Annotated in this window: 14 protein-coding genes; 8 read left to right on the forward strand and 6 right to left on the reverse strand. The window is 33.9% G+C overall.

The annotated features are described in order from the left end of the window. The first annotated feature begins 101 nt into the window (after nt 1–101). Both H4V97_RS01825 and H4V97_RS01830 read left to right on the forward strand, forming a co-directional pair. Nucleotides 102–2,435 (forward strand): ATP-dependent helicase, encoded by a 2,334-nt coding sequence (locus tag H4V97_RS01825; protein WP_196851365.1) that lies wholly within the window; start codon nt 102–104, stop codon nt 2,433–2,435. A gap of 73 nt (nt 2,436–2,508) precedes the next feature. After that, complete coding sequence (locus tag H4V97_RS01830) at nt 2,509–3,129, forward strand: L-threonylcarbamoyladenylate synthase (RefSeq protein WP_196851366.1); 621 nt, start codon at nt 2,509–2,511, stop codon at nt 3,127–3,129. A 114-nt stretch (nt 3,130–3,243) separates the two neighbouring features. Here H4V97_RS01830 and H4V97_RS01835 read toward each other — a convergent pair whose 3' ends face one another. The 3 genes from H4V97_RS01835 to H4V97_RS01845 are packed head-to-tail and all read right to left on the reverse strand — an operon-like array spanning nt 3,244 to nt 5,597. Further along, nucleotides 3,244–4,077 (reverse strand): flagellar motor protein MotB, encoded by an 834-nt coding sequence (locus H4V97_RS01835; protein ID WP_196851367.1) that lies wholly within the window; start codon nt 4,075–4,077, stop codon nt 3,244–3,246. 33 nt (nt 4,078–4,110) lie between these two features. Then, entirely contained in the window at nt 4,111–5,127 is a 1,017-nt protein-coding gene (locus tag H4V97_RS01840; protein ID WP_196851368.1) for a glycosyltransferase family 2 protein, read from the reverse strand. Beyond that, nucleotides 5,124–5,597 (reverse strand): type I restriction enzyme HsdR N-terminal domain-containing protein, encoded by a 474-nt coding sequence (locus tag H4V97_RS01845; RefSeq protein WP_196851369.1) that lies wholly within the window; start codon nt 5,595–5,597, stop codon nt 5,124–5,126. The genes H4V97_RS01840 and H4V97_RS01845 overlap by 4 nt, the downstream gene beginning before the upstream one ends. Before the next feature lie 93 nt (nt 5,598–5,690). Between H4V97_RS01845 and holA the strand changes: the two genes are divergently transcribed. The 3 genes from holA (at nt 5,691) to ettA (ending at nt 8,697) form a co-directional block, all read left to right on the forward strand. Then, nucleotides 5,691–6,695, forward strand: coding sequence for a DNA polymerase III subunit delta (gene holA, locus H4V97_RS01850; protein ID WP_196851370.1), 1,005 nt, complete (start codon nt 5,691–5,693; stop codon nt 6,693–6,695). A 51-nt stretch (nt 6,696–6,746) separates the two neighbouring features. After that, complete coding sequence (locus tag H4V97_RS01855; protein WP_196851371.1) at nt 6,747–6,929, forward strand: CAL67264 family membrane protein; 183 nt, start codon at nt 6,747–6,749, stop codon at nt 6,927–6,929. Between the two features lie 73 nt (nt 6,930–7,002). Beyond that, nucleotides 7,003–8,697, forward strand: coding sequence for an energy-dependent translational throttle protein EttA (gene ettA / locus H4V97_RS01860; protein WP_196851372.1), 1,695 nt, complete (start codon nt 7,003–7,005; stop codon nt 8,695–8,697). A gap of 73 nt (nt 8,698–8,770) precedes the next feature. On the opposite strand, the gene H4V97_RS15920 is transcribed toward ettA, so the two are convergent. The 3 genes from H4V97_RS15920 to H4V97_RS01870 all read right to left on the reverse strand — a co-directional run bounded on the left by H4V97_RS15920 (nt 8,771) and on the right by H4V97_RS01870 (nt 11,661). Next, the gene (locus tag H4V97_RS15920) at nt 8,771–8,896 is read right to left on the reverse strand and encodes a hypothetical protein (protein ID WP_255549346.1); all 126 of its coding nucleotides are present in this window, start codon (nt 8,894–8,896) and stop codon (nt 8,771–8,773) included. Between the two features lie 77 nt (nt 8,897–8,973). After that, a complete protein-coding gene (locus H4V97_RS01865; RefSeq protein ID WP_196851373.1) occupies nt 8,974–9,390 on the reverse strand; it encodes a thiol-disulfide oxidoreductase DCC family protein in 417 nt (138 codons plus the stop codon). 105 nt (nt 9,391–9,495) lie between these two features. Beyond that, nucleotides 9,496–11,661 (reverse strand): endonuclease MutS2, encoded by a 2,166-nt coding sequence (locus H4V97_RS01870; RefSeq protein ID WP_196851374.1) that lies wholly within the window; start codon nt 11,659–11,661, stop codon nt 9,496–9,498. A gap of 82 nt (nt 11,662–11,743) precedes the next feature. Between H4V97_RS01870 and H4V97_RS01875 the strand changes: the two genes are divergently transcribed. Genes H4V97_RS01875 through ung form a run of 3 tightly spaced genes read left to right on the forward strand, consistent with a single transcriptional unit; the run spans nt 11,744 to nt 13,074 of the window. Further along, entirely contained in the window at nt 11,744–12,034 is a 291-nt protein-coding gene (locus H4V97_RS01875; RefSeq protein WP_209548761.1) for a nucleotidyltransferase family protein, read from the forward strand. Continuing rightward, nucleotides 12,027–12,392, forward strand: coding sequence for a DUF86 domain-containing protein (locus H4V97_RS01880; RefSeq protein ID WP_196851376.1), 366 nt, complete (start codon nt 12,027–12,029; stop codon nt 12,390–12,392). Before H4V97_RS01875 ends, H4V97_RS01880 begins: the two co-directional genes overlap by 8 nt. Nucleotide 12,393: 1 nt before the next feature. Beyond that, a complete protein-coding gene (gene ung, locus H4V97_RS01885) occupies nt 12,394–13,074 on the forward strand; it encodes a uracil-DNA glycosylase (RefSeq protein ID WP_209548762.1) in 681 nt (226 codons plus the stop codon). The last annotated feature ends 61 nt before the right edge of the window (nt 13,075–13,135 follow it).

Here is a 13,135-nt window from a genome sequence, read left to right on the forward strand (position 1 = left end):
ATAAAGCATCATTTGAAATGAATTGACCAATTGTTGTTTTTTGGTACCTAAAACCTCATTCTAAATCGCTATTTTTGCATAATATTATTAGATAAAATTACATGCACAAATATATTGATCAACTAAACGAAGCCCAACGCGAACCGGTATTGCAAAAAGACGGTCCAATGATCATCATTGCGGGTGCCGGTTCTGGAAAAACGCGTGTGTTGACTATTAGAATTGCTTATTTGATGAGTCAGGGAGTAGACTCGTTTAGTATATTGTCACTGACGTTCACCAACAAGGCTGCGCGCGAAATGAAAAAGCGTATATCAGATATTGTTGGTTCAAGCGAAGCCAAAAATCTTTGGATGGGAACTTTTCACTCGGTTTTTGCCCGAATTCTACGTTCGGAAGCGGAGCATTTAGGCTATCCTTCAAATTTTACCATTTACGATTCACAGGATTCTCTTCGTTGTATTTCTGGAATTATCAAAGAAATGCAATTGGACCGCGATGTGTACAAACCAAAGCAGGTTTTAAGCAGAATTTCCAGTTATAAAAATAGTTTAATCACCGTAAAAGCCTACTTCAATAATCCTGAATTACAGGAGGCAGATGCGATGGCTAAAAAGCCGCGTTTGGGGGAAATTTATCAAAATTATGTAGACCGTTGTTTCAAATCTGGAGCTATGGACTTTGATGATTTACTTTTAAAAACCAATGAACTATTAACTCGTTTTCCGGAAGTTTTAGCGAAATACCAAAACCGTTTTCGCTATATTTTAGTGGATGAGTACCAAGATACAAATCATTCGCAATATTTGATTGTGCGGGCTTTATCAGATAAATTTCAAAATATATGTGTGGTAGGGGATGATGCGCAAAGTATTTATGCGTTTCGAGGTGCCAATATAAATAACATTCTGAATTTTCAGAAAGATTATGAAGGTGTAAAAACCTTTAGATTAGAACAAAATTACCGTTCGACAAAAAATATAGTTGAAGCGGCCAATACCATCATTGAAAAAAATAAAGTAAAACTTGATAAAATAGTTTGGACTGCCAATGATTTTGGTCCAAAAATAAAAGTGCATCGTAGTATGACTGATGCCGAAGAAGGACGTTTTGTTGCCAGTACAATTTTCGAACAAAAGATGCAACATCAGATGATGAATGGTCAATTTGCCATTTTGTATCGTACGAATGCACAATCGCGTGCTATGGAAGATGCCTTGAGAAAACGAGATATTCCGTACCGAATTTACGGTGGTTTGTCCTTTTACCAAAGAAAAGAAATCAAAGATGTATTGTGTTATTTGCGATTAGTTATCAATCCAAAAGATGAAGAAGCTTTGGTTCGAGTGATTAACTATCCGGCTCGTGGAATTGGAGATACAACAATTGAAAAATTAACTATTGCGGCCAATCATTACAAGCGTTCTATATGGGAAGTAATGCAGAATATCGATAAAATTGATTTAAAATTAAACTCGGGAACGAAACAGAAGTTGCAAGATTTTGTGACAATGATTCAGAGTTTTCAGGTAATAAACGAAAATCAAGATGCTTTTTATATTACCGATCATGTTTCCAAAAAAACAGGATTAGTACAGGAATTAAAGAAAGATGCTACTCCTGAGGGAATGGCAAAAATTCAAAATATTGAGGAATTATTAAACGGTATCAAGGATTTTACCGAAGGTCAAAAAGAAATTGATGGTGCAAGAGGCGCTTTGTCTGAATTTATGGAAGATGTTGCTTTGGCGACCGATTTAGATAAAGATACGAGTGACGAAGATCGTGTGGCTTTGATGACGATACATTTAGCCAAAGGATTGGAATTTCCTCAGGTTTTTGTGGTGGGAATGGAGGAAGATTTATTTCCGAGTGCGATGAGTATGAGCACCAGAAGTGAACTCGAAGAAGAGCGTCGTTTGTTTTATGTAGCTTTGACCAGAGCCGAACATCAGGCATATTTAACTTATGCGCAATCGCGTTACCGCTGGGGAAAATTGACTGATAGTGAACCTTCAAGATTTATCGAAGAAATCGACAGTCAATACTTAGAATATTTAACACCTGCAGAAAATAATTATCGCTACAAACCAATGATTGACAGTGATATTTTTGGTGATGTTGATAAATCCAAATTACGTTTGGCCAAACCAGCGAATGGAACTCCACCAAAATACGCTACGAATAATGAACCAAAATCAGATATCAACGTTCGAAAATTGAAACCCGTTTCCAGTAATAACGCATCGGGGACCGCTAATTTGTTTGATAATAAATTAGTTGCCGGAAATATCGTGATGCACGAACGTTTTGGAAAAGGAGAAGTATTAAATCTGGATGGATCGGGTGCTGATAAAAAAGCCGAAATCAAATTTGAAGTAGGCGGAATTAAGAAATTATTATTGCGATTTGCAAAACTGGATATAATAGGATAAATATTTTTAAAGTTTATAGGTGCCAAGATGGCGAACTTTAAACTTTAATCAATTAAACTTTAAACGAAATAAAATGGCTCAATTTATAAAAATATACCCTGATAAACCGAACGAAGCGGCTATTGCCAAAGTAGTAAAGGTTTTAAAAGAGGGTGGTTTGGTTATTTATCCAACAGATACGGTTTATGGATTGGGTTGTGATATTACCAATACCAAAGCATTAGAACGTATTGCCAAGATAAAAGGCGTTAAACTAGACAAAGCGAATTTCTCTTTTATTTGTCACGATTTGAGTAATATATCAGATTATGTGAGACAAATAGACACGTCAACTTTTAAAATATTAAAAAGAGCTTTACCTGGTCCATACACTTTTATTTTGCCTGGCAATAACAATTTGCCTAAAGAATTCAAAAAGAAAACTACGGTCGGAATCAGGGTTCCTGATAATTCCATTGCGCTTGAAATAGTTAAATTGCTGGGAAATCCAATTGTTTCCACTTCCATTCACGATGAGGATGATGTCATCGAATATACCACTGATCCGGAGCTCATTTTTGAAAAATGGCAAAACCTTGTAGATGTAGTTATAGATGGCGGATACGGTGATAATGTAGGTTCAACAATCATTGATCTATCTGGTGATGAACCTATTGTAGTTAGAGAAGGAAAAGGAAGTTTAGATATTTTATAATTCAGTTTTATTTTCAAAAAAGAATTCCAGCATTGGCTTTTAATGTTCATTTAAAATACAAAAACGTCCCAATTTCTTGGGACGTTTTTGGTTAAACAGTAGATTGAAATCTTATTATTGTTTCTGTTTTTTCATTTCTTTTTCAATCATATCATAAAATTGATCGATTTTTGGCAATACAACAATACGAGTTCTTCTGTTACGCGCTCTGTTTTCCGCAGAATTATTATCTACCAACGGAATGTAAGAACTTCTTCCTGCTGCAATTAATTGTTCTGGTTTAACACCTAGTTGATTCGTTAATACACGAATTATTGAGGTAGAACGTTTTACACTTAAATCCCAGTTGTCAAGTAATATTCCGCTTCCTTTGTAAGGTACATTATCCGTATGTCCTTCAACCATGCATTCAAAATCAGGTTTGTCGTTTACCACTTTGGCCACTTTAGCCAAAACACCTTTAGCTTTGTCGGTTACATCATAACTTCCGGTTTTGAACAATAATTTGTCAGCAATTGAGATAAAAACAACTCCTTTTTCAACATTTATTTCAATATCTGGATCAGAAATTCCTACTGAGCTTTTTAAACTGGTTACTAAAGCTAGAGTAACACTGTCTTTTTTAGTTAAAGCATCTTGCATTCTGCTTATTTTCAAATCTTTCTCTTTGATAGATTCTAAAGCTTTTTCAATGTTTTCAGCTCCTTTTGTAGACAATACTGTCATGTCTTTAGAAGTGCTTATTAATCCTTGATTTTGGTCTTTTAAACCAGCAACAGTCGCAGTTAAACCCGCTTTTTCTTCTAAACAAGAATTAAGTTTTACGGTTGCAGTATTCAATAAATCTTGAGTTTCTTTGTTTCTGGCTTCTAAATCAGTGTATTTCTTTTTAGAAACACAAGAAGATAAAAGTGCTAATACGGATAAAGCTATTACAATTTTTTTCATAAATGTTAATTTAATTAGACGTGAATTACAAACTTAGTTTTTAATATTTATTTTAATGTTAATTATATCACTAAAAAATTTGACTTTTTTGATAAAGTACAAATAAACGATGCTTTTTTGGTGATAGTATTTTTCTGATTGAAATTTTTCTCTTTTTTTATAATGAACAGCAAAATTACTATAAAGGGAACCATGAGCCTTTATTACTGCCAAAAAGTGATTGAATTTTCCTTGCAAAAGAAATTGTATTCCGGCAATGGCATCAAGAATCATTCGGCAGAATAAAATCCAATACAATTTACCTTTTGGCAAATTTTTAGTCAACATAAACAATGAGTTTCTAAAATTCAGATACGTTTTTTTGGGGTTTCCCTGTTGTAAAGTTGCGCCGCCAACGTGAAAAACCACTGACCCCGAAATATATTTTATTTTGTAGCTTTTATTGAAAGCCCGCCAACATAAATCTATTTCTTCCTGATGTGCAAAAAAATCAGCGTCAAAGCCTTTTAATTCTTTAAAAACGGTACTTCGAATAAAAAAACAAGCTCCAGATGCCCAAAATATTTCCCTATTGTCGTCGTATTGTTTATTGTCTTTTTCTAAAGTTTCAAAAATGCGACCTCGACAATATGCATAACCGTATTTATCAACAAATCCTCCGGCAGCACCAGCATATTCAAAATATTCTTTGTTTTTGTAATCTAATATTTTAGGCTGAATAATAGCAGTTTGAGGCTCTTTATCGAAAGTGTTAATGACGGGTTGTAACCAATTTTCAGTAACTTCAATATCCGAATTTACCAAAGCGTAAATATCGGCAACAATGTATTTTAATGCTTCGTTGTATCCGCCGGCGAAACCTAAATTCGTATCATTTTTTACAATTTTAACCAATGGAAAATTGGCCATCACAAATGAAATTGAATCATCAGTTGAATCATTATCGGCCAAATAAATAGTGGCTTCGGGAGAATATTTTACTACTGAAGGTAAAAATTGTTCTAATAATTGTACTCCGTTCCAATTGAGTATGACAACAGCTATTTTCATTCTGACGGTTCAGTTTTTAAATTATTTAATGTGTAATCAGGTAATTCTTGTAGAAACTGATATTTTTCATTGTCAAAATCCATTTGACAAAAGTAATGATTCAGACCATTGGTCAACATCAAAAATTGGGACTTCAATGTCATATTGTAACGGGCAATTTGGTCAAAAGTAGCTTGAGCAATTTTTATCGCGGGGGCTTTGCATTCGATTAAAACAAAAATTGAACCATCGGAATTGAATACAACAACATCATATCGTTTTCGTAATCCGTTGACCATTAAAACTTTTTCTACGTTTATTAATGATTTTGGATATTTTTTTTCTTCCAATAAAAATTGAACAACATGCTGACGAACCCATTCTTCGGGTGTGAGAATGATAAATTTTTTCCTGATTTCATCAAAAATAGAGACTTTATTTTCGCTATTTTTGAAACGGAAAGTATAAGTAGGAAAATTTAATTGCTGCATTAAGCAAAAATAGTTATTTAGTTTAAAGTTTAAGGTTTAAAGTTTCATACGATTCAACAAATTTTAAACTTTAAACTTTAAACAAAAAAGAAAATGGACGAAGTATTAAAAATTGTAAACGATATTAAAGGAGGAAATATCAAACCTATCTATTTTTTGATGGGAGAAGAGCCCTATTATATTGACAAATTATCTGATTATATTGAAGAAAAAGTGTTGACCGAAGAGGAAAAAGGGTTTAATCAAACGGTTTTATATGGCCGCGATGTTTCTATAGAAGATATTATATCGACAGCCAAACGTTATCCTATGATGGCGGAGCGTCAGGTGGTGATTGTAAAAGAAGCGCAAGATTTAATTCGTACCATTGACAAATTGGAAAGTTATGCCGAAAACCCAATGTCAACAACAGTTTTAGTTTTTTGCTACAAATACAAAACTTTAGATAGGAGAAAAAAGTTAACCAAACTTTTGGCTAAAGCAGGCGTGGTGTTCGAAAGTAAAAAACTCTATGAAAACCAAGTTGGTGATTGGATTAAACGCGTTTTAGCGGGTAAAAAATATGCAATTGAGCCCAAAGCAACCGCTATGTTAGTGGAATTTTTGGGGACTGATTTGAGTAAAATAAACAATGAACTTGAAAAACTACAAATTATTTTACCAGTAAACAGTACCATTACTCCAAAACATATCGAAGAAAATATAGGTTTTAGCAAAGATTTTAATGTATTTGAACTGCGAAAAGCATTGGGAGAACGCAACCAACTGAAAGCATACACGATTGCCGAAAATTTTGCTCAAAATCCAAAGGGTAATCCAATGGTCGTGACTACGAGTTTAGTCTTTGGTTTTTTCATTCAACTGCTAAAATACCATGGATTGAAAGATAAAAATCCAAAAAATGTGGCGGCAGTACTGGGAGTAAATCCTTTTTTTTTGAAGGAATATGATGTGGCATTAAAGAATTATCCAATGAAAAAAGTAAGCCAAATTGTGGGTGCTTTAAGAGATATTGATGTAAAAAGTAAAGGTGTTGGTGCCAATGCCTTGTCTTCATCTGATTTATTAAGAGAAATGCTTTATAAAATATTTAATTAAAGGCTAAAAAATGCCGATATTTGCATTTCTAAAAAACAAAATACCGCAGTTATGGGAATGAATAAAAACACCATTTTAGGATGGGCAACTTTAATAATGATTCTAATGGGATTACTCTTAATAGGATTAGGAGCTTTCCGCTACAGTGATGTTTCAGGATGGGGATTTGCCGCCGTAGGTGTTGGATTTTTAGCTAATGCTTGGGTGTTTAGTTCACTTAAAGGAAGACTTTAATAAGTAATCAGCCCCAGTATTCAGTATGTGGAGTAACCTTAAACTTTAAACAAAAAAACTTTAAACAAAAATTATGGCAGACGATAAAAAAGTAATATTCTCAATGTCAAAATTGAGTAAAACCTACCAAGGAGCCGATAAACCAGTACTTAAAAATATCTATTTGAGTTTCTTTTATGGAGCTAAAATTGGAATTTTGGGTTTGAATGGTTCCGGAAAATCATCTTTGTTAAAAATTATTGCCGGTGTCGACAAAAACTACCAAGGTGATGTCGTTTTTGCACCAGGTTACACAGTAGGTTATTTAGAACAAGAACCTATTTTAGATGATAGTAAAACAGTTATCGAAATTGTAAGAGAAGGAGTTGCTGAAACAATGGCAGTTCTAGATGAATTCAATAAGATCAATGATAGTTTTGGTTTGCCTGAAGTCTATGAAAATGCAGAGAAAATGGAGCAATTGATGGATCGTCAAGCGCTTTTACAAGACAAAATTGATGCATTGGGTGCTTGGGAAATTGACACTAAACTGGAAATTGCGATGGATGCTTTGCGAACTCCAGAAGGTGATACGCCGATTAAGAATTTATCTGGTGGGGAGCGTCGTCGTGTCGCTTTATGTCGCTTGTTGTTGCAACAACCGGATGTATTGCTTCTGGATGAGCCTACGAATCACTTGGATGCAGAAAGTGTACTTTGGTTAGAACAACATTTAGCACAATATGCCGGAACCGTAATTGCAGTAACGCACGATAGATATTTCTTGGATAATGTTGCTGGTTGGATTTTGGAATTGGATAGAGGCGAAGGAATTCCTTGGAAAGGGAATTATTCTTCTTGGCTGGAGCAAAAATCAGGTCGTATGGCTTTAGAGGAAAAAACAGCTTCAAAACGTAGAAAAAATTTAGAACGCGAGTTGGACTGGGTTCGTCAAGGTGCCAAAGGACGTCAGACGAAACAAAAAGCGCGTTTGCAGAACTACGATAAATTGTTGAACGAAGACCAAAAACAATTAGATGAAAATTTGGAGATTTATATTCCAAATGGTCCGCGTTTGGGAACTAATGTAATTGAAGCCAAAAATGTTGCTAAAGCATTTGGAGATAAATTGTTATATGATAATTTAAACTTTACGTTACCACAAGCTGGAATTGTTGGGATTATTGGACCAAATGGTGCTGGTAAATCTACTATTTTCAAAATGATAATGGGTGAAGAAAAACCAGATTCAGGAGAGTTCTTAATTGGGGATACCGTGAAAATTGCTTATGTAGATCAAGCGCATTCGAATATTAATCCGGACAAATCAATTTGGGAAAACTTTGCTGATGGTCAGGAATTGATCATGATGGGCGGAAAGCAAGTGAATTCAAGAGCTTATTTGTCACGATTTAATTTTGGTGGTGGAGAACAAAACAAGAAAGTTTCGATGCTTTCAGGTGGAGAACGAAACCGTTTGCATCTTGCCATGACTTTGAAAGAAGAAGGAAACGTTTTGTTACTGGATGAGCCAACGAATGATTTGGATATCAATACGCTTCGTGCTTTGGAAGAAGGTTTGGAGAATTTTGCAGGTTGTGCGGTGGTAATTTCTCACGACAGATGGTTTCTAGACAGAATTTGTACACACATTTTGGCTTTCGAAGGAAACTCTGAAGTATATTATTTCGAAGGTGGTTTCACTGATTACGAAGAAAACAAAAAGAAACGTTTGGGTGGTGATTTAACGCCAAAACGATTGAAATACAGAAAATTAATTAGAAGTTAATAATTTCAAAAGCGAAATTATTCTACTAAATATCCAGAGGATGTCCGCAAAGGCATCCTCTTTTTTTATGATACTATTTCTTTTTGTCGGAATACATCATAAGAAGTACAGCGGAAACAATTCCGATTATTACCAAACCAAATACGACAATCATTATAAATGATCCGTTATCCCAAGAAAAAAGTGTTGTGTCTTTCATAAATTTGTATTTTAAGGTTAATCAAATTTATAATTCCGACAATATATAATCTATGATAATTGTCATAATCACATATATTAGTCTAAAAACTTAGATTTTAACTCCTTTGTGGGTATTAGACAATTCTCTTTTTTGCCAAACCATTTATACCGATTTTTTGCAATGTAATTATAAACTCGATTATTAAATGATGTAGGTAAAATGGTAAACAAAGTTGCTAGGTTAAAAACACCACCTAAACTTTTGGCAATTTCTACTGCGGCTTCTGACTTATAATAATAGGCGATTCCCGGTTGATATAAAATGATACTATCTACTTTTTTAGTATCAATTCCAATGTGTTTGACGATTTCCTGACCCAAATCTGATTGCAACGCCACAAACCTAAATACATCTTTTTTGTCGTGTTTAATTATAAATTGTACTGCCGAGTCGCATAGATTACAGACGCCATCGAAGAGTATTATTTTTTTGTTCTTAGGAATATCAAGCATAATTCAATTTTTAAAACGATTCAACCTAACTGAGATTTCTCCTTCGTCGAAATGACAAAATATGTGAATAGACTGAATACTGCGACTGTAAACTGAATACCCTTACTACTTTTTCACCGCTTCCACCAATTCTAATGCGTCCAAACTCACTTTTGAGGTAAACACGCCATAATTAACTGTTGCTTTGTTTTTTTCAATATTATCAATACTTCCCACTGCTTTTCCATCAAACATACGTACTCTGTCACCTACTTTTAAAATATGCTTGGGCTTTTCAATTACGGGTTTCAGTTTCTTTTCTTTCTTTTCTTTTCTAATTTCTTCCACATGAACAGTTACTTCCTCGATAACTTCTTTTTTCTTGGCTACAATAGCTTTAGCTTCTTTAGGAGTCGCTTTCTTGCGCTTTGAATTTTCTATTTCAATGATTTTTAAAAAATCAGCTATTAGATCTTTTTTGCTCTTATTATTAAAATATTTCTCTGCAATATCTTCAATTTTATGGCCAATGTAAATCGTCTTCTGATTGCTGTCATACAATTCCTGGTAGCTTTCCAGTTTTTGTTTGATTTTTACATTGATGGTTTCCATTTTCTTTCCTTCTTCACGCGCTTTGGTTTCTTCTTCTTTTAGCGTTTGCGAAGTTTTCTCCATTTTAGAACGTTCTTTTTGAAGTGTGGCAATCGTTTTATCGAAACGTACTTTTCCAACTTCAATCTTCTTTTTGGCTCGATTGATTAATCCGAATGGGATTCCATTTTTCAACGCTACTTCAAATGTAAAAGAACTTCCTGCTTGTCCCAAAGCTAATTTGTACATCGGTTCTAATGATTTTTCATCGAATAACATATTAGCATTTGTGGCGAAAGGCAATTCGTTAGCCAGAATTTTCAAGTTCGAATAATGTGTCGTTATTATCCCAAAAGCTTCCCGATGATAGAACTCTTCCAAGAAAATTTCGGCTAATGCACCACCTAATTCAGGATCAGAACCGGTACCAAATTCATCAATCAGGAACATTGTTTTTCTATTGCACTTCTTTAAAAAGTAATTCATGTTCTTTAATCGGTAACTATAGGTACTTAGATGATTTTCAATAGATTGATTATCGCCAATATCCGTAAGTATGCGGTCAAATAAAAAGGTTTCACTACGTTCGTGCACGGGAATCAACATTCCGGATTGCAACATTAATTGCAGCAATCCAACGGTTTTCAACGATATGGTTTTCCCACCGGCATTAGGACCAGAAATCACAATGATTCTGTTTTCCTGACCTAATTCAATGGTTTGCGGATGCGTAATTTCGTTTTTCTGTTTGTTATTTAAATATAAAATAGGATGGTAAGCGTCTCTAAAATAAAGTCGGCGTTCTTCGGTAATTTTAGGCAAAATCCCATTTATTCTGTTGGCATATTTGGCTTTGGCAGCAATTACATCAATATCACTCAAGAAATCCTGGTACTGGATAAGTAATGGTAAAAAAGGTCTGATTTGATTGGTTAATTGCTTCAAAATCCTTGTGATTTCTTCCTTTTCCTCGTATTCTAAATTACTTAATTCTCTGGAATAGTTCAGCGTTGCTTCCGGTTCGATATAAGCAATGCTTCCTGTTTTGGAACTGCCCAGAATCGATCCTTTTACTTTACGTCGGTACATAGCTAAAACCGCTAAAACCCTGCGGTTTTGAACAAAACTCTCTTTGATATCATCTAAATATCCTAATGCATTATATTGCGTTAAAGCAGTTCCAAAACTCTGATTCACTTTACCACGTACGGTATTCATATTTCGACGAATATTCAACAAATCAGGTGAGGCATTGTCTTTTATTTCGCCATATTTATCAACGATTTCATCCACCATCGCGACAATATCTTTGGTGAATTCAACTTGTAAAGCTCTCGAGTTTAGATTTGGATAATAATCCTCGAATTTTTTAAAATAACTTAATAAAAAATTTACGGTTGACGATATGGTTGCTATTTTTCTAAAACTGCCCACTTCGAGAAAACTATCTTCAATTGCGAGAAACCGTATTTCATGAGTGATGGCATCAAAACCATGATTGGGAATCGCATTGTTATTCTGGAAAGACGAAACATATTCAGATGTTTGCATTAACGCCTTCATCAAAGTTTCCTTGTCTTTAAAAGGGGTTATTTCAAGCGCTTTTTGTTTACCAATATCAGTATTACAAATAGCCGAAATGGTTTCTAGAACGGTTGGAAATTGTAAGTCTTGTAACGTTTTTTCGGTGATGGATATCATTTAATTATGTAGAAATTTTATACAAAGTTACAAACTTGTTAAGTTGTATTAATCTAAAACAATTAATTTTTATATTTGTTAAATGAAAAAAGAGGAAATAATCAATACTTTGCAGACAGAAAAGCAATTCCTGAAAGATAATTATGGAGTTGTATCCATTGCTTTGTTCGGCTCTTATGCTAAAGGACTGGAGAATTCGGATAGTGATGTTGATTTTTTTGTTGAATTTAAAGAGCCCTCTTATAGTCTTTTGATGGGATTATATTCTTATTTAGAAAACAAATTAAAGACGAAGGTCGAAATTATCAGAAAAGGTCCTCATGTATCGGAACGATTTCTTAACACTATTAAAAGTGATTTAATTTATGTATGATGCTGTTTATAAATATTCGTTAGAGACTATTTTAGAACATATCAATATTTGTAATAAAAGATTTTCTGAAATTAATACTCCATTTGATTTTGTTTCAACGGAATACGGAAAAACATTATTAGACGCAATAGTCACCCGTCTTCAAGCTATTGGAGAAAACATAAAAAACACCTCTAGAAAACATAATTTATTGGAAATTAATTATCCAGACATGGAGTGGAACAAGATCATTCGTTTTAGAGATTTTATTTCACATCATTATGAAATGTTAGATTACGAGATTGTTTATCAAATATGCGAAAATTATTTGCCTAAATTAGAATTTGTTTTAAAAACTGAACTAGGTAAATTTGAATAAAATGCAAATCAATCTCAATCCGGAATGGCAAACTATTGTTTCCGACGAAATCCAGAAACCTTATTTTCATGTTTTAATGAAAGTAGTGGATGAGGAATACAAGAGTCATATTTGTTATCCTCCAAAAGAATTGATTTTTGCTGCTTTTGATTATTGTAGTTTCAAAGATTTGAAAGTAGTTATCATTGGTCAGGATCCTTATCATGGAAAAGGGGATGCGAATGGTTTGTGTTTTTCGGTAAACGATGGCGTTAGAATTCCACCTTCATTACGAAATATATTCCGGGAAGTCAGCAATGATTTGGACACTATTTTCATGCCGACTTCGGGAAATTTAGAAGACTGGGCAAAACAAGGCGTTTTACTTTTGAACGCCTCGTTAACTGTTAGAGAAGATACTCCAAACAGTCATAAGCATTTAAAATGGAACCTTTTTACCGATGCTATAATTCAGAAAATTTTGGAGGAAAAGGAACATGTCGTTTTTTTACTTTGGGGTAATTTTGCACATAAAAAAGGACTCAAAATCGACCGTAACAAACATTTAGTTCTAGAATCAGGGCATCCTTCACCGATGAGTGCCAATCAAGGAAAATGGTTTGGGAATAAGCATTTTAGCAAGACCAATGATTATTTAAAAAAAAATGGAATAGAAATAATTGACTGGATTCCTGTAGATTGATGATGTTGTTTGAAGATATACATTCTTTTTTACACTGGTTTGCGTGAGTGATGGAAGTGGA

Origin of the sequence: Flavobacterium sp. CG_23.5 (assembly GCF_017875765.1) — a bacterium.
Taxonomy (GTDB): Bacteria; Bacteroidota; Bacteroidia; order Flavobacteriales; family Flavobacteriaceae; genus Flavobacterium.